29 protein-coding genes are annotated in these 24,808 nt (G+C 73.8%); 18 read left to right on the top strand and 11 right to left on the bottom strand.

Going from position 1 to position 24,808, the window contains the following annotated elements:
* Positions 1–93: 93 nt before the first annotated feature.
* Positions 94–687 carry a TetR family transcriptional regulator gene (locus OHA72_RS49680; protein ID WP_327003083.1) on the bottom strand — a complete coding sequence of 198 codons (594 nt, stop codon included), beginning with the start codon at positions 685–687 and terminating at the stop codon, positions 94–96.
* Between the two features lie 57 nt (positions 688–744).
* On the opposite strand from OHA72_RS49680, the gene OHA72_RS49675 reads away from it, so the two are divergent.
* On the top strand, positions 745–1,557 hold the full coding sequence (locus OHA72_RS49675; RefSeq protein WP_327003082.1) for a class I SAM-dependent methyltransferase: 813 nt from the start codon (positions 745–747) through the stop codon (positions 1,555–1,557).
* On the opposite strand, the gene OHA72_RS49670 is transcribed toward OHA72_RS49675, so the two are convergent.
* Positions 1,517–1,855, bottom strand: coding sequence for an ArsR/SmtB family transcription factor (locus OHA72_RS49670; RefSeq protein WP_327003081.1), 339 nt, complete (start codon positions 1,853–1,855; stop codon positions 1,517–1,519). The two genes, OHA72_RS49675 and OHA72_RS49670, sit on opposite strands and share 41 nt — an antisense overlap.
* Positions 1,856–2,003: 148 nt before the next feature.
* Positions 2,004–2,660 carry a hypothetical protein gene (locus OHA72_RS49665; protein WP_327003080.1) on the bottom strand — a complete coding sequence of 219 codons (657 nt, stop codon included), beginning with the start codon at positions 2,658–2,660 and terminating at the stop codon, positions 2,004–2,006.
* Positions 2,661–2,790: 130 nt separating this feature from the next.
* Between OHA72_RS49665 and OHA72_RS49660 the strand changes: the two genes are divergently transcribed.
* Genes OHA72_RS49660 through OHA72_RS49645 form a run of 4 tightly spaced genes read left to right on the top strand, consistent with a single transcriptional unit; the run spans position 2,791 to position 4,868 of the window.
* On the top strand, positions 2,791–3,360 hold the full coding sequence (locus OHA72_RS49660; RefSeq protein WP_327003079.1) for a hypothetical protein: 570 nt from the start codon (positions 2,791–2,793) through the stop codon (positions 3,358–3,360).
* Positions 3,327–3,860 carry a hypothetical protein gene (locus tag OHA72_RS49655; protein WP_327003078.1) on the top strand — a complete coding sequence of 178 codons (534 nt, stop codon included), beginning with the start codon at positions 3,327–3,329 and terminating at the stop codon, positions 3,858–3,860. Before OHA72_RS49660 ends, OHA72_RS49655 begins: the two co-directional genes overlap by 34 nt.
* Positions 3,861–3,897: 37 nt before the next feature.
* Entirely contained in the window at positions 3,898–4,335 is a 438-nt protein-coding gene (locus tag OHA72_RS49650; RefSeq protein ID WP_327003077.1) for a hypothetical protein, read from the top strand.
* Positions 4,323–4,868, top strand: a complete 546-nt coding sequence (locus tag OHA72_RS49645) for a hypothetical protein (RefSeq protein WP_327003076.1) — start codon at positions 4,323–4,325, stop codon at positions 4,866–4,868. Before OHA72_RS49650 ends, OHA72_RS49645 begins: the two co-directional genes overlap by 13 nt.
* Positions 4,869–4,895: 27 nt before the next feature.
* Here OHA72_RS49645 and OHA72_RS49640 read toward each other — a convergent pair whose 3' ends face one another.
* The gene (locus OHA72_RS49640; RefSeq protein ID WP_327003075.1) at positions 4,896–6,257 is read right to left on the bottom strand and encodes a diguanylate cyclase domain-containing protein; all 1,362 of its coding nucleotides are present in this window, start codon (positions 6,255–6,257) and stop codon (positions 4,896–4,898) included.
* 64 nt (positions 6,258–6,321) lie between these two features.
* Between OHA72_RS49640 and OHA72_RS49635 the strand changes: the two genes are divergently transcribed.
* On the top strand, positions 6,322–7,479 hold the full coding sequence (locus OHA72_RS49635) for an aminotransferase class V-fold PLP-dependent enzyme (RefSeq protein ID WP_327003074.1): 1,158 nt from the start codon (positions 6,322–6,324) through the stop codon (positions 7,477–7,479).
* A gap of 80 nt (positions 7,480–7,559) precedes the next feature.
* Positions 7,560–9,041 carry a PhoX family protein gene (locus OHA72_RS49630; RefSeq protein ID WP_327003073.1) on the top strand — a complete coding sequence of 494 codons (1,482 nt, stop codon included), beginning with the start codon at positions 7,560–7,562 and terminating at the stop codon, positions 9,039–9,041.
* A gap of 33 nt (positions 9,042–9,074) precedes the next feature.
* Here OHA72_RS49630 and OHA72_RS49625 read toward each other — a convergent pair whose 3' ends face one another.
* Entirely contained in the window at positions 9,075–9,971 is an 897-nt protein-coding gene (locus OHA72_RS49625; protein WP_327003072.1) for a hypothetical protein, read from the bottom strand.
* A gap of 168 nt (positions 9,972–10,139) precedes the next feature.
* Between OHA72_RS49625 and OHA72_RS49620 the strand changes: the two genes are divergently transcribed.
* Both OHA72_RS49620 and OHA72_RS49615 read left to right on the top strand, forming a co-directional pair.
* On the top strand, positions 10,140–10,343 hold the full coding sequence (locus tag OHA72_RS49620) for a hypothetical protein (protein WP_327003071.1): 204 nt from the start codon (positions 10,140–10,142) through the stop codon (positions 10,341–10,343).
* Between the two features lie 40 nt (positions 10,344–10,383).
* Positions 10,384–10,731 carry a hypothetical protein gene (locus OHA72_RS49615; RefSeq protein WP_327003070.1) on the top strand — a complete coding sequence of 116 codons (348 nt, stop codon included), beginning with the start codon at positions 10,384–10,386 and terminating at the stop codon, positions 10,729–10,731.
* On the opposite strand, the gene OHA72_RS49610 is transcribed toward OHA72_RS49615, so the two are convergent.
* Positions 10,713–11,231: an RBBP9/YdeN family alpha/beta hydrolase gene (locus tag OHA72_RS49610; RefSeq protein WP_327003069.1), complete on the bottom strand. Its 519-nt coding sequence runs from the start codon at positions 11,229–11,231 to the stop codon at positions 10,713–10,715. The genes OHA72_RS49615 and OHA72_RS49610 overlap by 19 nt on opposite strands.
* Positions 11,232–11,300: 69 nt before the next feature.
* Between OHA72_RS49610 and OHA72_RS49605 the strand changes: the two genes are divergently transcribed.
* From OHA72_RS49605 to OHA72_RS49570, 8 genes are all read left to right on the top strand, one after another.
* Positions 11,301–13,379, top strand: coding sequence for a hypothetical protein (locus tag OHA72_RS49605; RefSeq protein WP_327003068.1), 2,079 nt, complete (start codon positions 11,301–11,303; stop codon positions 13,377–13,379).
* A 69-nt stretch (positions 13,380–13,448) separates the two neighbouring features.
* Positions 13,449–14,111 (top strand): hypothetical protein, encoded by a 663-nt coding sequence (locus OHA72_RS49600; RefSeq protein WP_327003067.1) that lies wholly within the window; start codon positions 13,449–13,451, stop codon positions 14,109–14,111.
* Between the two features lie 79 nt (positions 14,112–14,190).
* Positions 14,191–15,453, top strand: coding sequence for a sensor histidine kinase (locus OHA72_RS49595; RefSeq protein WP_327003066.1), 1,263 nt, complete (start codon positions 14,191–14,193; stop codon positions 15,451–15,453).
* The gene (locus OHA72_RS49590; RefSeq protein WP_327003065.1) at positions 15,441–16,088 is read left to right on the top strand and encodes a response regulator transcription factor; all 648 of its coding nucleotides are present in this window, start codon (positions 15,441–15,443) and stop codon (positions 16,086–16,088) included. The genes OHA72_RS49595 and OHA72_RS49590 overlap by 13 nt, the downstream gene beginning before the upstream one ends.
* Before the next feature lie 14 nt (positions 16,089–16,102).
* A complete protein-coding gene (locus OHA72_RS49585; protein ID WP_327003064.1) occupies positions 16,103–16,858 on the top strand; it encodes a hypothetical protein in 756 nt (251 codons plus the stop codon).
* Between the two features lie 41 nt (positions 16,859–16,899).
* Positions 16,900–17,904, top strand: a complete 1,005-nt coding sequence (locus OHA72_RS49580; RefSeq protein WP_327003063.1) for a metallophosphoesterase family protein — start codon at positions 16,900–16,902, stop codon at positions 17,902–17,904.
* Positions 17,905–18,096: 192 nt separating this feature from the next.
* The gene (locus OHA72_RS49575) at positions 18,097–18,501 is read left to right on the top strand and encodes a DUF4232 domain-containing protein (protein ID WP_327003062.1); all 405 of its coding nucleotides are present in this window, start codon (positions 18,097–18,099) and stop codon (positions 18,499–18,501) included.
* A 140-nt stretch (positions 18,502–18,641) separates the two neighbouring features.
* Positions 18,642–21,377: a putative bifunctional diguanylate cyclase/phosphodiesterase gene (locus tag OHA72_RS49570; RefSeq protein ID WP_327003061.1), complete on the top strand. Its 2,736-nt coding sequence runs from the start codon at positions 18,642–18,644 to the stop codon at positions 21,375–21,377.
* On the opposite strand, the gene OHA72_RS49565 is transcribed toward OHA72_RS49570, so the two are convergent.
* Positions 21,374–21,598, bottom strand: a complete 225-nt coding sequence (locus tag OHA72_RS49565; protein WP_327003060.1) for a hypothetical protein — start codon at positions 21,596–21,598, stop codon at positions 21,374–21,376. The genes OHA72_RS49570 and OHA72_RS49565 overlap by 4 nt on opposite strands.
* Positions 21,599–21,695: 97 nt before the next feature.
* Here OHA72_RS49565 and OHA72_RS49560 point away from each other — a divergent pair, with 97 nt between their 5' ends.
* On the top strand, positions 21,696–22,220 hold the full coding sequence (locus tag OHA72_RS49560; protein WP_327003059.1) for a hypothetical protein: 525 nt from the start codon (positions 21,696–21,698) through the stop codon (positions 22,218–22,220).
* A 253-nt stretch (positions 22,221–22,473) separates the two neighbouring features.
* Here OHA72_RS49560 and OHA72_RS49555 read toward each other — a convergent pair whose 3' ends face one another.
* The 4 genes from OHA72_RS49555 to OHA72_RS49540 all read right to left on the bottom strand — a co-directional run bounded on the left by OHA72_RS49555 (position 22,474) and on the right by OHA72_RS49540 (position 24,644).
* Positions 22,474–22,866 carry a hypothetical protein gene (locus tag OHA72_RS49555; protein ID WP_327003058.1) on the bottom strand — a complete coding sequence of 131 codons (393 nt, stop codon included), beginning with the start codon at positions 22,864–22,866 and terminating at the stop codon, positions 22,474–22,476.
* 255 nt (positions 22,867–23,121) lie between these two features.
* Complete coding sequence (locus tag OHA72_RS49550) at positions 23,122–23,661, bottom strand: P-loop nucleotide/nucleoside kinase family protein (RefSeq protein ID WP_327003057.1); 540 nt, start codon at positions 23,659–23,661, stop codon at positions 23,122–23,124.
* Between the two features lie 31 nt (positions 23,662–23,692).
* On the bottom strand, positions 23,693–24,259 hold the full coding sequence (locus tag OHA72_RS49545; RefSeq protein ID WP_327003056.1) for a uracil-DNA glycosylase: 567 nt from the start codon (positions 24,257–24,259) through the stop codon (positions 23,693–23,695).
* Between the two features lie 94 nt (positions 24,260–24,353).
* A complete protein-coding gene (locus tag OHA72_RS49540; protein ID WP_327003055.1) occupies positions 24,354–24,644 on the bottom strand; it encodes a GNAT family N-acetyltransferase in 291 nt (96 codons plus the stop codon).
* Positions 24,645–24,808: the final 164 nt, after the last annotated feature.

Raw genomic sequence — 24,808 nt, 5'->3', positions numbered from 1 at the left:
TAGGCGGCCCCGGTGCGCCCCGCACCGGCACACACCCGCCGCGGTGCCCGCCCCCTGCTCAGCCCCGCAAGACCGGGTGAAAGCTTCACCGCGTCACATGGGCAGGCGGCCGGAGGTGGCGAGGACGGCGGTGACGATGCGGCGGACGGTGTCGGGGTCGGGTGGGGTGTCGCGGCCGGCGTGGCGCAGGTGGGTGGTGCCGATGAGCATCGCGGCGAGGGTGTCGACGTCGGCGGCGGGGGCGATGCGGCCCAGGTCGCGTTCGGCGGCGAGGTACGCGGCGATCAGCTCGGCGGCCTCGGTGAGCACCGGCACGCCGGCCGGCAGGTCGCGGCGCAGGCGGGCGCGCAGCTCGTCGCGGGCGGTGATGAGGCCGACCAGGGCGAGGGCGGCCGAGGAGAACAGGGCGGTGACGGCGCCGGTCAGGTTGTCCGCGACGGTGCCGGTGCCGGCGGCGTCGCGCAGGGCGGCGGTGCGCTCGTCGAGGCGGGCGATGCGGTCCAGCACGAACTCGGCGAGGAACGCGTCGAAGTCGGTGAAGTGCTTGTGCAGCACGCCCTTGGCGCAGCCCGCCTCGGTCGTGACCGCGCGGCTGGTCAGCGCGTTCGGGCCGTCGCGCAGCAGGACCCGCTCGGCGGCGCCGAACAGCTGCTCGCGGACGTCGCGGATGGCGACCCCTGTCGGCACTGCGTCCCGTCCCTTCCGTTCGTTGACGAGTGGGCGCGTGCCCACTAGCGTGGGCGCATGCCCACTATCGAACCGCACCAGCACCGTCAGGTGGCGGAGTCCTTCGGCGTGGACGCCGAACGGTACGACAGGACCAGGCCCACCTACCCCGAGGCGATGGTAGACCGGATCGTCGCCGCGAGCCCCGGCCCCGACGTGCTCGACGTCGGCGCGGGCACCGGCATCGCGGCGCGGCAGTTCGCGGCGGCCGGCTGCCGGGTCCTCGGGGTCGAGCCGGACGCCCGGATGGCCGCCTTCGCCCGCCGGGCCGGCCTGCCGGTCGAGGTCTCGACGTTCGAGGCGTGGGACCCCGCCGGGCGGCGGTTCGACGCCGTCGTCGCGGGCCAGGCGTGGCACTGGGTCGACCCGCTCGCCGGCGCGGCCGCCGCGGCCCGGGTGCTGCGCCCCGGCGGCCGGCTCGCGGTGTTCTGGAACGCCTTCCAGGCCCAGCCCGAGGCGGCGGAGGCGTTCGCCGCCGTGTACCGCCGGGTCCTGCCCGGGTCCCTCGCCGCCGCGGGCTTCGGCCCGGCACCCGCCGGCGGCCCCTACGCGGCGATGTGCGCCGCGGCCGCCGACGGGGTACGGGCGGCGGGCGGGTTCGGCGAGCCCGAGCAGTGGCGCTTCGACTGGGACGTGACCTACACCCGCGACCAGTGGCTCGATCAGCTGCCCACGTTCGGCGGGCACACCACACTCGAGCCGGAGCAGCTGGAGCGGGTCCTGGAGGGCTTCGGCGCCGCCGTCGACGCCCTGGGCGGCAGCTTCGCCGCGCACTACAGCACGGTCGTGGTCACCGCGGCGGCTCGGTCAGGAACGACGACAGGCGGGTGAGGCGGTCGTCCCAGTCGGCGGCCAGGGCGGCGAGGTAGGACTGCGCGACCCTGATCGGCTCGGAGCGGTGCCGGAAGAGCACCCGCCTGCCGCCGCCGGCGTCGCTGGTGACCAGGCCGGCGTCGGCGAGGAGCGCGAGGTGCTTGGCGACGCCCTGCCGGGTGATCGACAGCCGGCCGGACAGGTCCGTCGCGGTGCTCGGGCCGTGCTCGGCGAGCGAGGCGAGGATCGCGCGGCGGTTCGGGTCGGCGAGGGCCGTGAACACGGCGACGGCCGCCTCCTCGGGATCAGGCGGCATCGAGCGTCGTCGGGTTCGGCATCGGCATGGTCGGCTCCTGTGGCGGCTGCGTGGCGATCCACCCTAACCGGAGGGCGCACCGGGACCGGAAGGCTCACCACGGCCGGAAGGCTCACCACGGCCGGAAGGCTCACCACGGCCGGAAGGCTCACCACGGCCAGAAGGTGAAGGCCAGCGTCGCCAGGCCGGAGCCGATGAGCGCGAACGACCACACCCGCTCCACGTCGATGCGGGCAATGCGCCGCACGCCCCGGATGGAGAGCAGCTCGTAGGCGACGAGCGCGACCACCCCGGCGACCCCGACCATGGCGGCCGTGTGCACCGCCGTGGCCAGCAGGCCGGTGAGCGCCGTGGCCCGTTCACCGTCGTCGGCCACGCTGTGGCCGTGATGGGAGGCGTTCGCCACCGGTACCGCGGCGATCACCGGCAGCAGGATCAGCCCTGCGCCGTGCGCGGAGGACATCAGAAACGACCACGCGAGCACGTGGCGGCCGGCGGGGCGCAGGTGGGTCCAGTGGTGGTGCGCCGCCGCGCGCAGGCGCCAGACGCCGACGGCGGTCAGGGCCAGGCCGCCGCCGGTCGCGACGAGGCGGGCCGTGGTCACCGACATCAGCGCCATGACCAGGGTCGCGATCACGAACACCGACGCGGCGTGCCCGAGGGCGATCGGGCCGAGGGTGGCCGCGATCGCGGTGCGGCGCCGCTCGCGGACGCCGCCGGCGAGGGCGAGGAGCCAGCCCATGCCCGGGTTGAGGCCGTGGAAGGCCCCCAGCCCGGCGAGCACCACGTACTGCCACGCGGCCATGACGCCCCCACTCGACAGATGACGCAACCAAACGGTTGCGTCATCTAAGCTATAGCAACCACATGGTTGCCGCAACATCCACCGCGGCATCGGTGCGTGACCTCCGCAACGGCTGAGTACATTCGCAGCGGTGTACGGGTTCTCATCGTTTCACTGGGACGTCGCCGAGCTCGCCGGACCGGACCGGCGGGCGGTCGAGGCGCTCGACACCGCGTCCCCGCCGCTGCCCAGTGCCGGCTATGCCACCCTCGACCCGGACGGGCTGCTCGCGGCCTACCGGACGCTGCTGCACAGCGACGACGTGCAGGCCCGGGGCGTCGCGCTCGACCAGTACACCTACGCGGAGGCGCAGGGCCGCTGGGGCAACGCGAACCCGCTTGCCGCGTACGACGCCGAGGTGCTCGCCGAGGCACGGGCGATGCTCGCCGTCGCGCCCGGCCCGGCCCTGCCGCTGGCCGTTCAGCGGCGGGTCACCGCGTGCTGGAACAGCGCCCTGGGCGTCATGGCGTTCCTCACCGGCGACGACGGCGCGGCCGACCTGCCCCGCATCGTCGAGGTCCTCGGCGCGGCGTCCGCCGCCGACCTGCTCGACGACCCGTACCCGTTCTGGGCCCTGGAGGTCCGCCTGGTCGACGCCGGCGCGCCGGCCTGCGAGCGGGTGGGTGCATGGCTCGCCGCCACGGCCGCGGACCCCGGCTGAGCGTCGGGGTGCGGGTCGCGGCGATCGGCGCGAGCGGCGACGAGCGGTACGCCGACCGGCTCGCGCAGGGCGACGCGATCGCAGGCCTGCTCGGCGACCCTGAGATCCGGGTGGCGGTCGAGGCGGCCCGGGTGCTCGCCGACCTCGACGCGCTCGCCGCGGCCCGGGACGTCGTGGCCGCCGCGACGGCGTCGGCGGACCCGCCGGTGGGCGTGGCGGCCCTGCGCGACGCGGTGCACCGCCTGCTGCGCGACGGCGACGACGACGTCGACGGGCCCGCGCTGCTCGCCCTGCTGGGCGGCGACGGCCTCGCCGCGGTGTTCCGGGGCGCGGACCCGGCGCGGGCCGGTGAGCTGGCCGGCAAGCTCCGCGCCGCGCTGCGGTGGCGGCTCGCCGACGGTGCCGCGGACCCGCGGTACGCGCCCGCCGTCGCGCGGCTGGACGTTGGCACCGTCGATGCCTTGACGCCGGCCCGCCCTCCTCGGGACCATATTGTCTAGTCAATATGGATGATCCGTCGGAAGGGGTACGACCGCGATGGGTGAACACGACGAACTGACCCCGGCGGACCGGCGCCTGCTCGCCCGTGCCCGGCGCGACGCGGCCCGGCCGGCCCGCTCGGCGATGATCTGGTCGGTCGGGCTGGCCCTGATCGTGCTCGGCGGGCTGGGCGTGATCATCAGCGCGACGCTGCTGGGGGACCTGACCTCCCACGGCGAGGAGGGCGTGGTGGTGGCCCTCGCCGCCACGGCCGTGCTCGTGTCGGCGATCGAGGTCGCCAGCGGCGCCGGGCTCCTCGCGGGCGCCGGCTGGTCCCGCGACGCCGCCCGCGCGGTCTGCGTGGTCAGCCTCCTGGCCGGCCTGGTCGGGCTGCTCAACGGGGGACCCCCGGCGACCGTGATCGGCCTGCTGGCGAACTTCGTGCTGCTCATCGCGCTGTCCGGGGAGAAGGTTCGCGCCTGGTGCGGCGGCTGAACCGGACGCACTCCTCCGGCGACATCGCCCGGGCCAACTGGGGCGGCGTGGCGATCATCGACTCGTGGCTGCACGACCCGTACTGCGTCCAGGAGACCTGCCACAACGACGTCATCCAGACCACCGAGGCCAACTGCGTGCTCGGCACCAGCAGCATCGACGGCCTGGTCGCCGGCACCACCGACAAGGTCGAGGGCAGCTTCTGCATCAAGATCCTCGGCAACCGGCTGGAGAACCCGTTCACGCAGACGTCGCTGATGCTGTTCAAGGCAGATCAGGGCGACATCCACGACGTCCTGGTCGCCGGCAACCTGCTCAACGGCGGCGGCTACGGCCTCTACTGGTACGACCACAACGTCGGCACCTACCACAGCACCCACGGCACGGTGCTGGACAACAAGTGGATGCGGGCGCCGACCGGCGGCTACTTCGTCAAGGGCGGCCTGAACAACACCCACGCGTTCCGGGCCGCGCTGCTGCCGACCTGGTCCGGCAACCGCTGGGCGGACACCCTGGCGCGCATCCCGCGCTGACCGGCGATCGACGACCTCGGCCGCCGCTCAGGATCCGAGCCAGCAGTGGTCGAGGTCCGGGTCGGCGAACGCGACGCGGCCGGGGCGGCGCTTTGCCCGGTACATCGCCTCGTCCGCCGTCTTGACCAGGTGCTCGGGATCGATCTCGGCCTCGGCCGGGGTGCCGGTGTCCCCGGCGAGCGCGACGCCGATGCTGGTGGAGACCGCCACCGTCGCCGTGGACAGCTCCATGGGCTCTTCGACGGCGTGCAGGATCCGCTGGAGCACCGGTATGACCCGCTCCACCGCGCCGAACTGCTCCAGCACGACCACGAACTCGTCGCCGCCGAGGCGGGCCACGAAGTCGGTGCTGCGCACCGTGCCCGCCAGCCGCCCGGCGATGCGGATGAGCAACTCGTCGCCGACGGCGTGGCCGTGCCGGTCGTTGACCGGTTTGAACCCGTTGAGGTCCAGGAAGAGCACTGCCATCGGGCCGCCGCCGCGGCGGACCCGTTCACCGGCGTCGCGGATGCGCCCTACCAGCCGCCGCCGGTTGGGCAGGCCCGTGAGGACGTCGTGCGCCGCCTCGTGCTCCTGCCGGCGCTGCTCGGTGACGTCACGGTTGACGAACACGTACCCGGCCGGGCTGCCGTCGGCGGCGGCGTGCAGCGCCGAGACGGACGACAGCACCGTCAGCATCGTCGCGTCGGAGCGCCGCTCGCGCAGCTCACCCTCCCACCGGCCGGCCGCGGCCACGTCCTGCAGCATCTGCGCCGTGCCGGCCTCGACGCCATCGGTGACGCACGCGGTGGCGAGCAGGGCGAGCAGGTCGCAGCCGACCGCGTCGCCGGAGGAGTACCCGTACAGGCGTTCGGCGCCGGAGTTCCAGCTCACGATCACGCCGTCGGCGTCGCAGGAGACGATCGCGTCGGAGATCGCGTCGAGCAGGTCCCCCTGCCGGCGGGCATCCTCGAGCAGCTCGAGGGTCGCGGCGAACGCGTGGCTGTGCTCGATCACCCCGCCCGCGACGGTGGCCGCCGCCTCGACGAACGCGCCGTCGGCGAGCGGGACCGCGCCGCCGCCGGGACACAGCACGCCGAGCGCGCCGATGACCGCGCCACGGACCAGGACCGGCACGATGAGGGACTCGGCCAGCGCCTGGGTGCCGGACCCGTCCAGGGTCGTGACGACGGCGTCGAGCAGCGCACCGGTCAGGGCCGGCTCGGCGCCGCAGGCGACGGTCCGCGCGACCGGGACGGCGCCGGCGGGACCGGCGAGCGCGCCCGCGACGCAGCAGTCCGCGAGCTCCGCGCCGATGGCGGAGACCAGACGCTCCAGCAGATGGCCGTCGTCGGGTGGTGCGTCCAACAGGCGCACGCAGACGTCTGCCACCGCACGCAGACGGGACACGTGCTCTTATCGGCCGGTGGGCCCGCGACTGAAGTGATGTGCGGCAGCGGGTTAGGGTGCCGTGATGGTCGATGTACTGGGCTCGCAGCGGGACCTGTTCGACGTGCCGGACGACGTGGCCTACTTCAACGCCGCCAGCCTCTCGCCGATGCTGCACGCGGTCCGCGAGGCGGGAGACGCCGCGCTGCGGCGGCGGGCCAGGCCGTGGACGATCCGCGAGGCGGACTGGTTCACCGACGTGGAGCGGCTGCGGTCGCTGCTCGGCGCGCTGCTCGGCGCGGACGCCGAAGGGGTCGCGCTGGTCCCCGCCACCAGCTACGGGTTCGCGGTCGCCGCGGGTGTCCTCGGCGCCGAGAGGCCCCGGCAGGTCCTCGTCCTCGCCGAGGAGTACCCGTCGGGGATCTACACGTGGCGGCGGATGGTGCAACGCCACGGCGGCGGCGTCACGACCGTGACCCGCGAGGCGGGGCAGACCTGGACCGACGCGGTCATCGCCGCGATCGACGAGCGGGTCGACATCGTGTCCGTGCCCAACGTGCACTGGACCGACGGCGGCCTGGTCGAGCTCGACCGGGTCGCGGCCCGTGCCCGCGAGGCCGGTGCCCGCCTCGTCGTCGACGCGAGCCAGTCCCTCGGGGTGATGCCACTGGACGTCGCCGCCCTGCGCCCGGACTTCGTCGTGTCGGTCGGCTACAAGTGGCTGCTGGGGCCGTTCGGCCGGGGCTACCTGTGGGCCGCGGCCGAGCACCGCGACGGGCGGCCGCTGGAGGAGAACTGGATCGTGCGCGCGGACTCCGACGACTTCGCCGGTCTGGTCGACTACCGCGACGAGTATCTGCCCGGTGCCCGCCGGTACGACCAGGGCGCCCGCACCCTGTTCGAGCTGACGCCGATGGCGATCGCCGCGCTGGAGCAGATCCACGCCTGGACCCCGGCGCGGATCGCCGCCACCCTCGCCGGGATCACCGCCGACGTCGCGGCCCGGGTCACCGCGGCCGGGGCCGGCATCACCGCGACCGAGCCGCGCGGCCCGCACCTGCTCGGGCTGCGCGTGCCGGGCGGCGCCACCGACCGGGCCGCGGCCGCGCTGCGGCAGGCCGGCTGCTACGTGGCGCGCCGCGGTGACGCGCTGCGGGTCTCGCCGCACCTGCACGTCACGCCCGCCGACGTCGACCGTCTCGTGGGCACCCTCGCGGCCGCGGTCCGCCCCCCTTCTGGATGAACAGAGGGTTGCCACAAGGTGAACGGCGGTCGATGATCGGGGCTTCTCAATGGCAAGGACGCCATGCGAAGGGAGTGCCCATGGCTGGCATCGACCGGCGGACCGCGTTACGCGGCGCCGCCGCGATACTCGGCGGCACCGCGCTCGGCCCGTTCGCCGGGTTCGCCGCACGCGGCGAGGCCGCACCCGCACAGCACGACCGTCCTGGACCGGGGCACAGCCCGGCGCTCGGCCCGGTCCCTGACCACCGCGACGGCGCGGTCCGGCTGTGGCTGCCCGCCGGGTTCGAGTACCGCTCGTTCCACGACACCGAGACCCCCGTCGTCCTCGACGACGGCACCACGCTGCCCGGCCGGCACGACGGCATGGCGGCGTTCCGCGGCCGGCGCGGCAACTACACCCTGATCCGCAACCACGAGGTCAACGGGCCCGGCCCGGCGTTCGGCGACGCGTCGGCCGCATACGACCCGATGGCGCAGGGCGGCACCACGACCGTCGAGGTCACCCGGCACGGCGAGGTCATCCGCTCGTACACCAGCATCAACGGGACCCAGATGAACTGCTCCGGCGGCCCGATGCCGTGGGGGAGCTGGGTGACGTGCGAGGAGACCGTCAACGGCCCGGACGTCGCCGCCGACTTCACCGGCGTGTCCAACGTGCCGCTGACCAAGCCGCACGGGTACGTCTTCGAGGTCCCCGTGCAGGGCAGGGCCGAACGGGAGCCGATCACCGCGGCCGGCCGCTTCGCGCACGAGGCGGTCGCGTTCGACCCGCACGACGGTGCGCTCTACCTGACCGAGGACGACTTCGGTTTCGCGTCCGGGTTCTACCGGTACACGCCGCGGCAGAATCCGATGCGCACCGGCCGCCTCGGCAACCGCGGGCGGCTGCAGATGCTCAAGGTGAAGGGCCGCCCCAACATCCACCTCGAGGCGGCGCTGCCACGCGGGTCGGCGTTCGCCGTCGAGTGGGTCGACATCGACGACCCGTCGCCGGTGTTCCCGTACACGCCCGGCGAGCCGGCGCCGACGACGAACAACGACGCGATCAGCCACGTCGCCCGGCAGGGTTGGGCGCGCGGCGCGGCGTACTTCTCCCGGCTGGAGGGCGCCACCTACGACCGCGGCGTCGTCTACTTCACCTCCACCCAGGGCGGCGGCCCCGAGGAGACCAGCACCGGCCCGATCGCGAACGGTTACGGCAACGGCAACGGCCAGATCTGGGCGTACCACATCCGCGAGCGGGTGCTGCGGCTGCTGTACCAGTCGACGGGGCCCGACGTGCTGGACTTCCCCGACAACGTCACGACCAGCCCGCGCGGCACGCTCGTGGTCTGCGAGGACAACGTCGCCGACAACTACCTGCGCGGGCTGACCCCGCGGGGTGAGCTGTTCGACATCGCGCTCAACCGGCTCGTCAGCAGCACCGGTACGCCGCGCTTCGACGACGAGTTCGCCGGCTCGACGTTCTCCCCGGACGGGCACACGCTGTTCGTCAACATCCAGGCCAGCCGCGGCATGACGTTCGCCATCTGGGGCGACTGGCGCAGGATCGGCGTCTGACGGCTCGGCTGAGGGGACGGCGGCCCCGTCTCCTCAGCCGTCGGCCGGTTCCGGCGACGGCCCGTCCTGCGCGCCGTCCGCCGGCGTGGCGGCCCGCAGCGAGCCGGACACGATCAGGGCCGGCCCGCCGAGCGTCAGCGCGACCGTCATTGCCTGCCCGACCTCCGGCCCGCCGCCCTTGCCCGCCGTCGTGCTCACCGCGACCGCGCGCATCGTCCCGTCGCCGTCGGAGCAGATCCAGTCGGTGAGCGAGTCCACGGTCAGCCAGAGGGCGGTCACGTCGGACAGCGTCACGGCCGCCTGGACCGCGACCAGCGCCGCGCCCGCCGCGACCAGCCAGCGGTGATCGGCGCGCCGCCCCGCCAGGACCAGCAGCGCGAGACCGGCGGCGGCGACCAGCAGCCCCGGCCACACCCCGCGCGCCGCCGCGAACGGCTCGTCGATGGCGAGCCACCGGTCCGCGAGGATCCCGGCGACCACCACCACCGCCGCGGCCACGGCCGCCACGACCCGGCTGCGCCGGCCGGCGCGGGGCAGGCCGTGCACGGCGCCGGCGAACAGGACCACCGCGCCGAGCAGGACACCGGCCGCGGTCAGTTCCCACCCCAGCAGCCGGCACACCGTGTCGCGCATCTCGACCAGCGCCGCGGTCCCCGGCGCGCCGTACGCGAACCAGCCGGCGTCGGCGGGCCGGTCGACGACGGCGCACTGCCGTGCCAGCGCGGCGACGGCGACCAGCACGCAGCCGGCGGTCAGCGACCACCGCACCCGCGGCGCCGCAGCGCGGGCACCCGTCGCGGCGTGCCAGGCCAGCACACCGGCCGCCACGACGGCGCACCGCAGCGACACGTCGGTCGCGGACACCGCCGCCCCGGCGACCGCCAGCACGCCGATCACGCCGAACACCAGCCACACCCGCGACAGCCGCACCGCAGGATGGTGTCACACACGATCGCCGATGGAGGGACAGAACTACACCGGTGTACTTCTCGATCATGCCTTCCCGCTGGTCGTGGCCCTGTCGTAGCGTCAGGGGGCCGTCCATCACGGGCGCAGTATCGGCTCGGGCCGGCGCCGGAGCGCAGCGGAGGTGACAGCATGAGCGGTGCGGCGATGCAGACACCCGACGGCACGTGGCGCGTCGAGGTCGGCGGCGTCGGGTCCATCGCCTGGTACACGTTGATCGGCCCCGGTGTCACGCGGGCCGTGCCGAGCGTCGCCAAGCTCACCGACGTGCTGCGCGAGGTCGGCGTCGAGCTCGGCGACTTCGTCGAGCCGGAGGCCGCCCAGGAGGCGGCGTGACGGTCCGGTAGGCTCGCCGCCGTCGATCGGAGGCGAGCGGATGTCCGCGTATGGTCCTGCCCTGTTCGTGGCGCGCAAGGACGGCGCCGAGCCACCGCCGGACGAGCGGGAGACGATCCTGCAGCTGGTCCGGGCCGCCGCCGCCAAGCTGCGCGTGAAGGACGAGCAGGGTGCGCCGGCGCGGCCCCGTGTGTACGACTACGACGAGTACGAGCCGAAGGCGCTCGGGATCCTGCTGTACTCCGGCTACGCCTACGGGCAGATGCCGGAGGAGATCCAGCAGGACCAGGACGAGGACTGGGAGCGGCAGTGCGCCCGCGTCGGGGCGGAGATCGAGCGCGAGGTGCCTGGCGTCTACACGTTCACCGGCTACGGCGTCGAGGACTGACCCAGCCTGAGCGCCGACAGGAGGCGCTCGCCGTCCGGCCACGGCCCGAAGCCGGTGGCGGAGTCGAGGTGGCCGACGGCGCCCGCGTCATGCAGCTCGGCGCCCCAGTCGCGGGCGAAGTCCTCGAACTGCTCGACGGTCGTGTACGGGTCGTTGCGGCTGCCGACCACGATCGACCGGAACGGCAGCGGCGTGCGGGGGATGGCCCCGAACGCCTCCACCTGCGGCGGGGTCACCAGCAGCGCCGCGGCGACCGGCCCGGTGTGCCGGGCGGCCCAGAACGCCACCGTGAGGCACCCGGCGCTGTGCGCGACGAGGACCGCCGGCTCGTCGTCGGCGGTGACGGCCGCGTGCAGCGCCGCGACCGCCTCGTCCGGGACGTACGGTGGGCCGGTCGGCTCGGCCGCCCAGCGGACGGCCGGATCCTCGCGGGCCCATTGCCGCATCCAGTGCTGCGGCAGGGGGTTGCCGCGCCCGGGCACCAGCAGACATCGCGTCATGCCATCGACGATAGTCGGGCGGGGAAACGGCTTTGACCGTGGTGGGCGCGGTGCGGGACGCTCACAGGCGTGCAACGAGTCCTGATCGCCCGAGACCTCATCGCCCTGCCCGCCGCCGGCACGCCCGCCGCCTCGGCGGCGTCGCTCGCCACCGTCGCGGCGAACATCGCCTACTACGGGTTCGCGCTGTCCGCTCGGGCGTATGCGACGCTCGGCGAGGCCGGCGAGGAGCAGCTGCGCGGCTGGTGGACGGGTGTCGAGCCGGTCCTCTCCGTGCTGACCGGCGACGACAAGCGCATGACGAACTTCGTCGTGTACAAGAACTTCCCGGCCGAGGTCCTCGCCATGGACGAGGTCGGCTACTGGACCCGCCAGATCCTCATGTACTGGGGCCTGCCCAACGACCTGGTCACCGAGGACGAGGCGGAGCGCGCGCCGCTGCCGGACCTGCCGGCGCCGCGGGTCCTGCACCCCGCCGGCGACGACGCGCTGCCGCGCATCCTCGACGGGCTGTGCGCGCTGCCGTCGCGCTGGACCGACGCCCAGTGGGACGACGTCGTCGCGCTCGCCGACGGGCCCGTGGACCTCGCCACGGTGTCCTTCGTGGAGAACCGGATCCGGCTCGCGGTGCGGCTGCTCGAGACCGGCGTCCCGGCGCGGGTCGGCACCGCGACCGACGTGCTGCGGCTGGCCGTCGCGCTGTCCGGCGGCGACCCCGGCCTGCGCACCCCGCACCGCCTGCGGCGCTTCACCCGGCCGGAGCGGCGGTACCTGCTGGGCATGCTGGAGAGCGCCACGCACCTGCTCGACGACGTCGCCCGGCGCCGCGAGCCGTTCAAGCGCCTGCTGTTCGCCCTGCACCCCGGCGACTACCGGGCCACGTTCCCGCGGGTCCTGGACGCGCACCACGTGCTGTACACCGGCACCCCCGTGCGCGGGTTCGCCGCCGATGTCGAGCGGCTGCTCGCCGAGCGGGACCCCGCCGCCGCGGAGCTGCTCGCGACCCGGCCCGGCGAATACGCCCGGCGGCTGCACCAGCTGATCCTCGCCTTCGGCGCCGCACCCGGCGTCGAGACCGTCGTCGGCCGCCTCAGCACCCTGCAACTGCTGAAGCTGCAGCGGCACCTGCAGACCGTCGACGGCAGGCAGTGGCGCATGTTCCCGCCGCGCGGCAACTGGTCGAAGGCGCAGATCGTCGAGGCCGAGCAGCGCCGGCAGCTGCCCCGTGCCCCGCGCGACGCGGTGCTCGCCGTCATCGGCGCCGAGCTGATCCGCCGCCTCGCCGGCGCCGGCCCGGTCGCCCTGGACCCGGCGGCGGCGAAGGTGAAGCTGCCGACGAACGACGCCGAGCTGGCACCGTACGGCCGCGGCACCGTCTTCGGCATCCCGGACCGGATCCGGTTCGTGCGCTCCGCCTCCTACTGGGCGTCGGGCCCCACGGGGACCAACATCTGGTACGACAACAGCTGGAACTTCTTCGACGACGGCTGGGCGCCGGTCGGGGAGTGCTGCTGGGACAGGCACCGCTTCGGCGACGCGGCGGTGTTCTCCGGCGACCCGACGAACTCCAAGGACCTCGACGGCCGCGCCTGCCAGCTCATCGATCTGTACCTCGACGAGCTCGCCCGGGCCGGTGTCCGGTACGCGGTGTGGAGCCTGCTGTGCTACTCCCGCCGCACGTTCGCCGACGCCACCGACGTCCACGCCGCGCTGCAGTGGGGCGAGGAGCCGCAGCAGGGCACGCTGTTCGAGCCGTCGCGCACGCAACTGTCGTTCCCGGTGCGCGGCGCCAACCTCACCAAGTTCATCGCCTACCTGGACCTGTCCCGCCGCGAGCTGGTGTACCTCGACGCGAACCTGCGCTCCCGGGTGCAGTCCGCGTCCCACAACGGCACCCTGCTCGAGCAGACCCTGCCGGCCTACGTCGAATACCTGGAGAGCCTGCCGAGCGTGCACGACCTGTTCCGGCACGCCCCGGCGGATCCGGCCGGCATGCCGGTCCGCTACGACGACGCGGACGAGGCGATCGGCGGCGGCCCCGCCTACGTCTTCCGTCCGTCCAATCAGGACAGTAATTTCGACCCCGTCGATCTGGGGCGGATGCTAAGCTCCGAGGGCGAGGCCATGGAGGTCCTTCCTTCTCCTTAAAATCGCCACGGCGATTTTGTCAACTAGGGCCACCGCTTTCCTCGCACCTCGCACGGCATGGGATTGAATGTGGCGGTGACCGCTCACGACGTCGCCGCCGCCCTGCCGCAGATCCCCGTCCTGCACGACCGCTGCCGGGCCATCGCCGTGCTGGACGCGATCCTCAGCCCCGAGTGGGAATACCGGTTCTTCTCCTTCGACTCGCGGTGGAGCCCGGGGCAGGAGATGGCCTCGATGCGCAACGGCTCCGGCGACGCGTATTCGATCGTGTTCGACGCGGCCGGCGTGTTCATCCGCGGCTTCGCCCACGAGTATCCGATGAACACCGCAGGCGAGGGCCGGCTGTGGCCGGGCCTGATCGACACGGTCCCGGCCGTGTTCGCCGGCAGCGTCAACGAGCCGGCGTTCAGCTACGACGACCGGCTCAACGCGACGGTGTGCCTGTGGCGGGAGACCACGGATGACCGCTGGCACACCGGCGACATCACCTACCCGCCCGGCCCCGACCCTGACGGCGCCGACTACCTGTTCGCGGTGCTCGTGGACGGGACACCGCAGGCGTACCTGCGCTTCGCCGCGGACTACTACGAGCAGGAGCTGGACGGCGCCGCCGTGGGCGCGGTGTATGCGATGGAACCGCTGACCAAGGCGCTGGTGCGGCGGCTCAACCCGGACCTGAAGCTGCGGCACCTCGCCGACGACCTGGCCGAGATCGGCTACCCGGTCCGATGAGACGGGTATAGCTGGCTCTACCACAAGACTCGGTCCAGCGTCCTGGTCCGGGTCGTCCGCAGTCCCCTAGCTTGACCACATGACGCCGCCGACCACGCTGCTGCAGGCCTTGCAGCGTCCCGGGTTCCTCGTCTCGGCATGGCCGTGGCGCGCGATGGTGTACGCCGCGACCACGGCCACCGCGTCGGTCGCGCTGTGGCTGCTGCTGTGCGTGCCCCTCGCGCCGCTGACCCTGGCCGTCGACGTGCTGCGGTACCACCGGGTCAGCCCCGGCGGGGGCTACCCGCTCGCGGCGGCCGCGCTCGGCGTGACCGGGGTCGGGCTGCTCGCCGCCGTGCTGCCGATGCTGGCGCCGGTCGTGGCCCGCATCGAGCGGTGGCGGCTGCGGCTGGCCGACGACGGCCCGGCACCGTCGCGGCGGGACGGCAACCTGTACACCGACCCGGCCACCTGGCGCGCGGTGGCGTACCTGCTGCTCCTCGTCGCCTCGCCGGTGTGGGCCGGGGTGCTCGGCCTCGTCGGCCTCATCGTCGTGTCCACGCCGCTGTCGGTGCACCACCACCTCACCGTCGTGCACTCGGCGTGGACCGCGGCGGGCCGGGCCGGTCTCGGGCTGGCGCTGATCCCCGTCCTGGCGTACCTGACGGCCGCGTTCGGCGGCGCGCACGCCGCGCTGGCCCGGCTGCTGCTGTGCACCGAACCCGACCCGGCCGCCGCCGAACTGGTCGAGGTGGCCAGGTCCCGGGCCCGGCTCGCCGACGCGTTCGACGCCGAACGGCGCCGCATCGAACGGGACCTGCACGACGTCGCCCAGCAACGCCTCGTCAGCCTCACCATGCAGCTCGGCCTCGCCAAGCTCGACCTGCCCGCCGGCTCACCCGCGGCCGCCGCGGTGGCCTCGGCGCACGAGCAGGCCAAGACGCTGATGGTCGAGCTGCGCGCCCTGGTCCGGGGCATCAGCCCGCGGACGCTGCGCGAGCTGGGCCTGCGGGCCGCGGTCGAGGAGCTCGCCGCCGGCAGCCCGCTGCCGGTGCGGGTCGACGCCGACGCCGACCGGTTCACGCCCGCGGTGGAGACGGTCGCCTACGCCGCGGTGTCCGAGGCGCTCGCCAACGCCGTGAAGCACGCCGCCGCCACCGAGGCCGTCGTCACCGCCCGGCGGACCGGCGACACCCTCGCCGTGCAGGTCCGCGACGACGGGTGCGGCGGCGCCGATCCGCAGCGGGGATCGGGCCTCACCGGGCTCGCCGACCGGGCCGCCGCGGCCGGCGGCCGGCTGCTCATGTCCAGCCCGGCCGGCGGGCCGACGATCCTGCGGGTCGAGCTGCCATGCGCGTCGTGATCGCGGAGGACTCCGTCCTGCTCCGTGAAGGCCTCGTGGGGCTGCTGTCCCGGTTCGGCTTCGACGTCGTCGCGGCCGTCGGCGACGCCGCCGCGCTGATCGCGGCGGTGGGGGAGACCCGGCCGGACCTGGTCGTCACCGACGTGCGCATGCCGCCGGGCTTCACCGACGAGGGCCTGCGCGCCGCCGTGGCCCTGCGCGGCGCCGATCCCGGGCTGGCCGTCGTGGCGCTCAGCCAGTACGTGCAGCACAGCTACGCCGGCGAACTGCTCGGCTCGGGCCAGGGCCGGGCCATCGGCTACCTGCTCAAGGACCGCGTCGCCGACGTCGAGGAGTTCGTCGACAAGCTGCGCTCCGTCGCCGCCGGCGGCACCGTCGTCGACGCGGAGGTGGTCCGGCAGCTGATGCAGCGCGGCCGCGACCCGCTCGGGCACCTGTCGCCCCGCGAGCGTGAGGTGCTGGCCCTCATCGCCGAGGGCCACTCGAACGCGGCGATCGCCCGCATCCTCACCCTGACCGAGGCCGGTGTGGGCAAACACATCGGCAGCGTCCTGACCAAGCTGCACCTGCCGGTCAGCGACGACACGAACCGCCGGGTCCTCGCGGTGCTCACGTACCTGCGGGGCCGGCAATGAGCAAAGGAATCCCCTTGAACCGAACCGCAGCGGCCCTCGCCGCGCTCGCCGCCGGGCTCCTCGCCGCCTTCTTCGCCGCCCCGCCCGCGCTGCTGGGCAACCCCTCCGCGTCCTTCCGCGGGGCGTTCGTCGAGTACTGGCGCACCGGCGAACGGAACCTCACCCCGCGCCTGCGGACGATCGTCGACGACTGGTTCCGCTACCACCTGCTCAAGGCCGCGACGGCGGCGCTGCTGCTGGTGGTGCTCGTCGCGCTGGGCGCCGTGCTGTGGAAGGCGTTCCAGCGAGGCGCCGGGCGGCGGGGCGCGGTCGCGTCGGCGGGCGTCGCCGTGACGGTCCTCGCCCTGTTCTCCCTCGCCATGGTGATGGCCAACCTCCAGGGCATGGGAGCGCCCTTCGCGTCGCTGCTGCCGACGCTGGTCGACGGCGCCGCGCCCGACGCGGCCCTGTCCGGCACCCTCGGCGAGGTCCGGCAGCGGCTCGCCGCATCCCCGGCGCCGCCCGCCGTCGACGTGATGGTGGACGACTTCGCCCACTACCACGCGGTGATGGCGGTGATCGCCACGGTCGCGGCCGCCGCCCTCCTGGCCCTGAGCGTCGTGGCGTGGCGGCGGTTCGCCCGGGTCGGCACCGACCGGCGCGCCGCGGGGGCGTTCGGTGCGCTCATGGCGCTGTCCTCGCTGGCCGTCGCCGTGATCGCCGTGGCGAACACGACCGTCGCGGCCGACCCGGCACCGGCGCTCGCGGCGTTCTTCGACGGCGGCTGGTAATCGCTTTGCGGCCGGCCCGGTGCGTTCCTACGCTGACGCGGATGGGACGCACCGTCGTCGTCGGCGACATCCACGGCTGCTACGACGAGCTGCTCGACCTGCTCGACGCCGTCCAGCTGCACCCCGACGACCTGCTCGTCAGCGTCGGCGACATCGTCGACCGCGGCCCGAAGCCCGGCGACGTCGTCAGGTTCTTCCAGCAGCGGCCGAACTCCGTCGTCGTCATGGGCAACCACGAGCGCAAGCACGTGCGCGGCATCTTCTCCTACGCGCAGGAGATCACCCGCCTGCAGCTCGGCGACGGCTACGACAGCGCGGTCGAGTGGATGCGCACGCTGCCGTACTCCTTCGAGAACGGCCACGTCCGCGTCGTGCACGCCGCGATGCTGCCCGGCGTACCCCTGGCGGCGCAGAAGGAAGAGATCCTCTGCGGATCCACCAGCGGCGAGCGGGAGCTCACCGCCATGTTTCCCGGCGGCCACTGGCACGAGCACTACACCGACGCCAAACCGGTCGTGTTCGGCCACCACGTGACGGGGCGCGAGCCGCTGCTGCGCGACGGCAGGGTCTTCGGACTGGACACCGGCGCCTGTCACGGCTGGAACCTGACGGCCCTGTGCGCGCCCGGGCTCACCGTCCATTCGGTACCGGCCCGCGCGGATCACTGGGCGCACACCAGGCGGGTGTGGCAGCTGCCGGTGCTCAGGTCCCGGCCCTGGCGCGACTTCACGTGGCCGGACCTCGACGCCGCCGTCGCCCGCTTCTCCACCACGCCCGACGCCGCTGCACAGGCATGGCTCGACGCCGTGCGGGCGTGGGCCGGCGAGCTGCGCGCATCGCTGCCGGCGCTGGTCGGCGCGGCGCAGGACCTCGCCCGGCACCGCACCGTCGAGCAGCTGCGCGCACACCCCGCCGGGCAGGTCCTGTTCCAGGCGCGCGGCGGCCGTCTCGACGAGGCCGCGCTCGCCAGGCGGTGCACGACACCGCGCAGGACGGCCGAGCTCGCCGCCGGGCTCGGGGTCGACGTGCCTGACCTGCCCGGCTGAGCGGTCAGGGGCCCAGCAGCGTGTCGACGAGGTCGCGCAGCGGGTCGATCGTAGCCCAGGCGCATGAACCGGCCGCGGGCGGCGTCCAGGAGCGCCTGGCGGGTCTCACCGCCCTCCTCAACGCCGTGCGGTGGCTCCAGCACGTTGTCGACGCAGTCCGTCTCGGGCCGGTGCCGGACCGGCGAGCTGCGGGTGACGGTGGAAGCGGCGCCGGGCGGCGGTAGCGCCGGCAGCGTCTGGTCGTGGCTGATCTTCACGAACACCTCCGGCCGCACCTGCACCCTGTACGGTTTCCCGGGCGTGTCGTACGTGACCGGCGCGTCCGGTGCGCAGATCAACGACCCGGCCGAACGGGACGGCGGCACCCCGGCGAAGGTGTCGCTCGCGCCGGGGAAGGGCGCGCACGCCGTCCTGCGGACCGGCCACCCCGAGATGTTCCCGGAGGAGACCTGCCGGCCGGTGCGGGCGGCGGGGTACCGCGTCTACGTGCCGGACGAGACCGCTTCGGTGTTCGTGCCGTTGTCCCGGCCGGTCTGCTCGGCCAACGGCGTCAACGGCACGACGGTGAGCGCCGTCTACCCGGGCACGACCGAATAGGCCGACCGGCGGGGCCAGGGGGACGATCGGCGTGCGGGTGTGCGGGGCGGTACGGTGCGTCGGCAGGCGGATGACGCTCAGGTCCCGCGGGTTGCGGTCGATGAGCAGTCCGGACAATGCACTTCGAGGGACGTGTGCGGATGACCGGATCGGGACGGCCGCGGCCGGCGGCGCGTCTGCGCGACGCCGTGTTCGGGCCCTCTCACGCCGACGTGATCACCCAGGTGGTGATCGTCGTGGTCGCGTGGGGCTGGTTCGCGCTCAACGTGCGGGGTCCCGTCGGCCCCGCCGCGCTCGGCTGGGTGCCCAACCTGTGCTCCGCGGTCCTCGCCGGTGCCGCGCTGTGGACCGTCGGCGCCGACCCGCGGGTCAACCGGGCCGCCGCCCGGTTCTGGCGGTACCTGGGCGCCGGCACGCTGCTCGTCGGGCTCGGCTCGGTGGTGCGTGGCGTCCAGGCGATCGCCGACCCGGCCGGGCGCATCGGCGCGGTCGACGGCGTGGTCTTCCTCGCCGCGGTACTCCTGGAGGGCTGGGCGCTGCTGCGGCTGCCGCTGGGTCTGGAGGGCCGGCCGCGCCGGGTCACGTTCCTGCTCGACGCCTGCACGGTCGTGGCCGCGGGCGGGCTGTTCCTGTGGCAGTTCTGGCTGCGCCCGTCGCTGGCACAGGAGGGCGGCAACCGGACCGCGTTCTTCACCGGGCTGGTCACGCTGGTCGTGGTGCTGCTGGCGCTGTTCGCCATCGTCAAGGTCGCGCTCACCGGCGGATCCACGGTCGACCGGGCCGCGCTGCGGTGGTTCGGCCTCGCCATTGTCATCGGCGCGCTCGCGTCCGCACCGGAGGCGCTGCTGCCGCCCGGCGCGCCCAGCCCCAGCCAGCTGGCCGTGCCGCTGAGCTGCCTCTTCGCGGTGTTCGCGGCCCGCTGCGAGCGCCGCACCCGGCCCGCCGGGGACGCCACCGTCGTGCGGGCCAGGCGCCGGCCGTTCAGCGTCATGCCGTACGTCGCGGTCGCCGCCGGCAACGTGCTGCTGCTGTACGTGATGACCTCCGACGACGCGGGGGAACGGCTCGGCGTCGCTGTCGGCGTGGTGATCCTCGCCGTGCTGGTCGTCGCCCGCCAGATGCTCACGTTCCAGGAGAACGCCCGGCTCGTCGCCCGGCTCGACGCCGGCATGGTCGAGCTCGGCGACCGGGAGCGCCGCTTCCGCTCGCTGGTGCAGAACGCCTCGGACCTCATCACCGTCACCGACGCCGAGGGGATCCTCACGTACGTGAGCCCCGGCGCGACCCGGCTGCTCGGGCTGCCGGCGGAGCAGTGGCCGGGCCGCCCCGCCGCCGACATGCTCTACGTCGACGACGTGGGGGAGGTGTTGGCCGCGTACGAACGGGTCATCCGCGAACCCGACGCGCCGGTGGTGTTCCAGGCCCGCCTGGCGCACATCGACGGCAGCTGGCGGTGGACCGAGATCACCATGGCCAACCTCCTGCACGACCCCGGCGTGGCCGGCATCGTCTGCAACTCCCGCGACGTCACCGACGCCCGCGACTTCCAGCAGCGGCTGAGCCACCAGGCCAGCCACGACGCGCTCACCGACCTCGCCAACCGCAGCCTCTTCGGCGAACGCGTCTCCGAGGCGCTCTCCGCGGGCCCGCCGGAGCGGCTGCGGGTGCTGCTCATCGACCTCAACGAGTTCAAGACCGTCAACGACACCCTCGGCCACGCCGTCGGCGACGCGCTGCTGGTCGCCGCCGCGAACCGGCTCCGCTCGGCCGTGCGGCGCGGCGACATCGTCGCCAGGCTCGGCGGGGACGAGTTCGCGATCCTGCTGGAGCACGCGGACGCCGCCGCCGCGCAGACGGTCATCGCCCGCATCGCCGCCGCCTTCGACGAGCCCGTCGACGTCGACGGCCACCGGCTGCGGCTGGCCGCCAGCATCGGCGTCGCGCTCGGCACGGTCGCCGCCACGCCGCAGGAGCTGCTGCGCCGCGCCGACGTCGCCATGTACGCCGCGAAGGCCGACCGGGACGGCCCCCGCATCCGCCACGTCGACTACGCCGCACCGCTGGACGTGCCGGTCCGCGCCCGCGCCACCCTGGAACGGGACCTGCGCACCGGCATCGACGAGGAGCAGTTCTCCGTGGTCTACCAGCCCATCGTCGCCCTTGACGGCGTGGACCTCGCCGCCGGCGGCGTGCCGGCGATGGTCGAGGCCCTCGTCCGCTGGGAGCACCCCGACCGCGGCACCGTCCCACCGGCCGACTTCATCCCCGTGGCCGAGTCGACCGGGCTCATCGTGCCGCTGGGCCGCTGGATCCTGGAGCAGACCTGCCGCCAGGCGGTGCAGTGGCTCGCCGTGTACGACGCCGCGCCGCGCCTCAGCGTCAACGTCTCGGCCAGGCAGCTGCAGGAGGCCGACTTCGCCGCCGACGTGTCCCGCGTCCTCACCGCCACCGGCCTCGCCCCGCACCGCCTCACCGTCGAGATCACCGAGACGGCGACGCTGCACCCGAGCTGCGTCCAGTCCGTCCACGCCCTGCGCGCGCTCGGCGTCCGAATCTCCCTCGACGACTTCGGCACCGGCCACTCCAGCCTCAGCACCCTGCAGTCGTGCCCCGTCGACGAGATCAAGCTCGACCGCGCCTTCACCGGCACGTGTACCGCCCCCGCCGGCCGCACCGTCGCGGCGGCGGTGATCCAGATGGCGCGGGCGCTGCGGCTCACCGCGGTCGCGGAGGGCATCGAAACCGAGGCCCAGGCCCAGCGGCTGCGCGACCTCGGCTACCCGCACGGCCAGGGCTACCACTTCGCGAAACCCCAGCCCCCGGAGCAGATCGCGGCCCTGCTGGAGGCCGGCAAGGCCTACGCCGCAGCGCGCTAGGCGATATGGCCGGTCTCCGGGTCGATCTGGGCAAGGAAGTTGCGGATGGCCGCCACGTGCTCGGCCGTCGTCGGCGGCTGGCGATCCGACCGGGCCGAGCTGAACCCATACCCGGGGTCCCGTCCCGAAATCCAGGTGTAGTCGTGCTGACCAGGACGCCCGGGCCGCGCCGTCACGTCGAAAACCTCTCCGTCGACTTCGAGGCGCATCACCGGTGTCATCCTGTGCACCCTAGCGCCGCGCGGCCGATGACATCCGTCATGGCCAACGTGTGAGCGGTGGTACTGCCGCCCGGCCCGGCCGCCGCGCACCCTTGAGGTGTCCAGCTTCACTCACGGCGCGGGAGGGCATGACCTGTTGGAGGCCAGGAAGGTCAGCGTCTGGAAGGACCGCTACGCGATCAGCGCGGACGGCCGGCAGGTCGCCGTGTGGGACGGGTCGTTGTGGACGGCCGGGGGCCGCTTCGAGCTGGACGGGCGGCGGTACGAGGTCCGCAGCAACCTGTGGGGAAGCCGGTACGGCATGGTCGGCCACGACGGCGCGCCGTTCGCCGCGGCGAACCGGGTGGTCCGCAAGCGGTGGACGGTCGAGGCGGGCGGGCGGACCTACGAGTTCCAGCGGGCATCGCTGTGGCGCGAGGAGCAGGAGCTGCGCAGCGACGGCCGGCGGGTGGGCTCGGTCAAGCGGACCAGCATCTGGCGCGGTGACGCGGTGGCCGACCTGCCCGGTGTGCCGCTGCCCGTGCAGATCTTCGTCCTCGCCGTCGTGCTGACCATGTGGGACTGGAACGCGGGCGGCGCGTCCGGCGCCGTCACCGCGGGCACAGCCGGCGCGGCCGGCTGAGCCCGCCGCCGGCTCACAACCGCCACACGGACACCCGCTCGCGGTGGCAGGCCACCAGTGTCGCGGTGGCGAGGCATTTCGGCGGGGCGGGCCAGTGCTCCGTGCGGCCCAGCACCGTCACCGCGCCCTGGCGAGGTCGAGGCGGCCGACCACCGAGCCGCCGGGGTTACGGCCGGTCACCAGGGCGGCGTGCCCGGGCAGCGCCCGCGTAGCTTCACCACGGGCGCTGTCCCTGCGTCCTTGCGAGCCGCTGTCAGCCGAGGTAGCAGATCAGCGTGATCGGCCTCGACACCAGCGTGACGGTGCTCAGCGTGCCCGTGTCCCGGGCGACCAGCTCGATGGACACGGATCCGGCCGTGAACGGATCGCTCCGGCTCGGCGCGATGTGGAGCAGCAGCGGCCCGTCGGCGTGGATGCCGAGGAGGTAGCGCGCGTCCGGCTGTCCGTACTCGACACCTCCGTCCGCGGCGGAGCGCTGGGCGGCGGGGACCTGGTCGGGCAGCGGGTACCGCTCGGTCGGCCGTCCGGTGTCGATGTCGAACCCCACGAGGAAGCGGCCCTGCCCCGTCGCGGCCGTGGCGCGGGTGGGAATGAACAGCGTGTGGTCGTCCGGGCCCAGCACCGGCGTCCCGAGTTCGGCGAGCACCGCTTCCGTGGGCCGCAGCCCCAGGTCCGTGCCGGGGATGTCGCGGATGACGGCCCGCTGTCCCGGGGCCGGTCAGCAGGTATGCGATCCGCGACAGCCGCCCCAGTCGCGCCGACACGAACTCCCGGAAGCTTGCCTCATCGTCCACCAGCACCCCTCAAACCTCGTCTCACCGGGTACACGAGACTCGCGGTGTCCGAGGTTGGCACCCGAGCGGAAGCCGGCCGCCGCCGGTCTCCGGACGGACCGCGGGCCTCAGGAGACCGACGGCGGCCAGCGGTGCCTGCGCCACTCGTCCCAGGTCACGAATCCGGCCGGTGGGTCGTCGATGGGTTCGCTGCCGTCGAGTTCGCCTGGCGTCGGGATGTCGATGCTCGCAGCCCACCCGGCGAGTTCCTCGTCGGACATGGGCCAGGTGGTGTGCGGCGCTTCGGCCTGCCGCTGATCACATCGTCTCCGCTGCTCGGCCGGGGTGAGCTCGAAGTAGTGCAGTTCCACCGTGGCGCCCAGGTCTGCTGCCGCCTGCCGCAGCGCGGAGCGCTCGTCCCGGCCCCAGAGGCCGTAGTCGATCACGACGTTGACGCCGAGTTCGAGGGCGCGCAGCCCGATCTGGATGAGCCGTCCCTCGATCACGTCCTGCGCCGGCGGCGGATTCTCGTGCCCGTAGAGCGCCTTCACCCACTCGTCCTTCGTGAGGCGAAGCGCCTGCTGCTCGACCTCGATGCGCCGAGCAGCAGTGGTCTTTCCGGTACACGGGAGTCCCACAGTCAGGAACAGCGTTGGTCGCCTCGTCATCGCTGACATCCGCTCGGTGTGGAGCGCCGCTTCATCGTGCGCACAGCGCGCCGGCAACCTGCTGGTAGGCGTCGAGCCTGTGCTGCTGTCGCTGCTCGCGGACGGCCGGGTCGGCGGACCACAGTGCCTGCCGGCCCGGATGGTGGGTGCCGATGACGGTCAGGTGTCGGTCGGCGACGAGGTCTGGGCGGCGGCGCGTCAACCGGTGCCAGGTGCTTCGGGCGTCGCCGCCTTGGAGCAGCACGACGGTGAGCCGGGGCAGGAGGTCGAGGAGGCGGACGAGTGGTTCGACGCCGGCGTCGAGTTCCGCGGCGGTGGGCTTGCGGTTGATGTACCAAGGGTAGGCGTTCCAGGGCATGAGGTCGTGGACGTCGATCCCGGCGGTCTGGAAGGCGAGGTACTGCTGCTCGGCTGTGGCGTCGTCGTTCTCGATGCAGAGGTAGCCGGAGCCGGTCCCGTCCTGCGTCTTGGGGCCGGGGTCACGCAGGATGGACAGCACGCGTGCGTTGACGCCGCCGTGAACGGGCGCGACGTAGGGCATCCAGCCCCGCCCGTCCGGGTCGCGGAGCTCGTCGACGAGTTCGTTGATCGGTCTCACGTGTGGCGCATACCGATCGCGGTCCTGCTCCTGCCGGTATGCCGCGTCGGCCATCCGCCTGACCATGCCACCCATCCTGCCGCATCACCTGGGTTCACACCCGATTGAACGGCTCAGCGTACGTGAACTGCCCGCGCAGTTCGGGACTGAACGCGGTGAGGGTCCGCGCCTGGAAATGCGGTCGCCATTGCGGCACGGGCGGCGCTATGCCGTACTCCTCGGCGAGCCGGAACCCGAAACGCGAGTAGTAGCCGGGGTCGCCGAGCAGGACGACGAGGGGCTCGTCGAGTGCGTCGGCGGCGCCGAGCGCGGCGTGCATCAAGGCCAGGCCGACGCCGCGTCGCTGGTGGTCGGGGTGCACGCTGAGCGGACCGATGGCGAGCACCGGAGCCGGGTCACCGATTGTGTGCCGTGGCCCGGCTGAACCGGTACCGGATGAAATTCACGGTTGTCACCGCACCTGTTCGGTTACCGTCGCGGGTCATGGCAGCATTCGTGTACGTCACGGCGCGGGTTTCCTGGCGTGCCGGGCGGTGCCGGTGATCACGG

Origin of the sequence: Dactylosporangium sp. NBC_01737, from assembly GCF_035963215.1 — a bacterium.
GTDB lineage: Bacteria > Actinomycetota > Actinomycetes > Mycobacteriales > Micromonosporaceae > Dactylosporangium.
The sequence above is the reverse complement of the archived record's forward strand: the minus strand, read 5'-3'. Positions and strand labels throughout refer to the sequence as shown.

Bases quoted from the DNA above. Each gene is read 5' to 3' on its own strand.
- OHA72_RS49630 (WP_327003073.1), top strand. From the start codon at position 7,560: ATGGCTGGCATCGACCGGCGGACCGCGTTACGCGGCGCCGCCGCGATA.
- OHA72_RS49675 (WP_327003082.1), top strand. From the start codon at position 745: ATGCCCACTATCGAACCGCACCAGCACCGTCAGGTGGCGGAGTCCTTC.
- OHA72_RS49550 (WP_327003057.1), bottom strand. From the start codon at position 23,661: ATGACGAGGCGACCAACGCTGTTCCTGACTGTGGGACTCCCGTGTACC.
- OHA72_RS49620 (WP_327003071.1), top strand. From the start codon at position 10,140: ATGAGCGGTGCGGCGATGCAGACACCCGACGGCACGTGGCGCGTCGAG.
- OHA72_RS49650 (WP_327003077.1), top strand. From the start codon at position 3,898: ATGGGTGAACACGACGAACTGACCCCGGCGGACCGGCGCCTGCTCGCC.
- OHA72_RS49590 (WP_327003065.1), top strand. From the start codon at position 15,441: ATGCGCGTCGTGATCGCGGAGGACTCCGTCCTGCTCCGTGAAGGCCTC.
- OHA72_RS49570 (WP_327003061.1), top strand. From the start codon at position 18,642: ATGACCGGATCGGGACGGCCGCGGCCGGCGGCGCGTCTGCGCGACGCC.
- OHA72_RS49615 (WP_327003070.1), top strand. From the start codon at position 10,384: ATGTCCGCGTATGGTCCTGCCCTGTTCGTGGCGCGCAAGGACGGCGCC.
- OHA72_RS49635 (WP_327003074.1), top strand. From the start codon at position 6,322: ATGGTCGATGTACTGGGCTCGCAGCGGGACCTGTTCGACGTGCCGGAC.
- OHA72_RS49565 (WP_327003060.1), bottom strand. From the start codon at position 21,598: ATGACACCGGTGATGCGCCTCGAAGTCGACGGAGAGGTTTTCGACGTG.
- OHA72_RS49665 (WP_327003080.1), bottom strand. From the start codon at position 2,660: ATGGCCGCGTGGCAGTACGTGGTGCTCGCCGGGCTGGGGGCCTTCCAC.
- OHA72_RS49655 (WP_327003078.1), top strand. From the start codon at position 3,327: ATGGCTCGCCGCCACGGCCGCGGACCCCGGCTGAGCGTCGGGGTGCGG.
- OHA72_RS49610 (WP_327003069.1), bottom strand. From the start codon at position 11,231: ATGACGCGATGTCTGCTGGTGCCCGGGCGCGGCAACCCCCTGCCGCAG.
- OHA72_RS49580 (WP_327003063.1), top strand. From the start codon at position 16,900: ATGGGACGCACCGTCGTCGTCGGCGACATCCACGGCTGCTACGACGAG.
- OHA72_RS49670 (WP_327003081.1), bottom strand. From the start codon at position 1,855: ATGCCGCCTGATCCCGAGGAGGCGGCCGTCGCCGTGTTCACGGCCCTC.
- OHA72_RS49595 (WP_327003066.1), top strand. From the start codon at position 14,191: ATGACGCCGCCGACCACGCTGCTGCAGGCCTTGCAGCGTCCCGGGTTC.